This window comes from Kocuria sp. GQ42, assembly GCF_059758435.1.
Map to the genome: position 1 here is coordinate 1 of NZ_JCAXEN010000017.1, position 454 is coordinate 454.

General features: G+C 74.4%; 1 protein-coding gene. It reads right to left on the bottom strand.

The genetic code is table 11. The features are described from left to right. A partial coding sequence (locus tag AC6CH6_RS17865) for a dihydrodipicolinate synthase family protein (protein ID WP_498256163.1) occupies positions 1-454 on the bottom strand: 454 nt, incomplete at both ends.

The following is a 454-nucleotide window of genomic DNA, read 5'->3' on the forward strand; positions in this document are numbered from 1 at the left end:
GTCTCGGCGGAGTAGATGGCGTTGGCGCGGTTGTAGGCGATGACCCCGAGGTCGGTGGCCTGGCAGACGGCCGAGGCGTGGGCGAGCAGGCCGTCCTGGTCGCACTCGGTGAGGTAGGGGGGCAGCAGCAGCAGGCCCTCGGCGCCGGCGGCGGCGGCGTCGGCGGCGTTGCGCACGGCCTGGGCGGTGTTGCCGGCCGCGGGGGCCAGCACGGGGACCCGGTGCCCGACCTCGTGAACGGCCGCGGCGACCACGGTGGCGGTCTCCTCGGGGGTGAGGGAGAAGCCCTCCCCGGTGCCGCCGGCGGCGAAGAGCCCGGCCACGGGGTAGGAGGCCTGCCAGGCCAGGTGCTGGCGGTAGGCGCTCTCGTCGAAGAGCAGGTCCTGGTCGAACGCGGTGACGGGGAAGGACAGCAGGCCGTCCTTGAGCTTGTCCGCCAGTTCCTGGGGCGTGT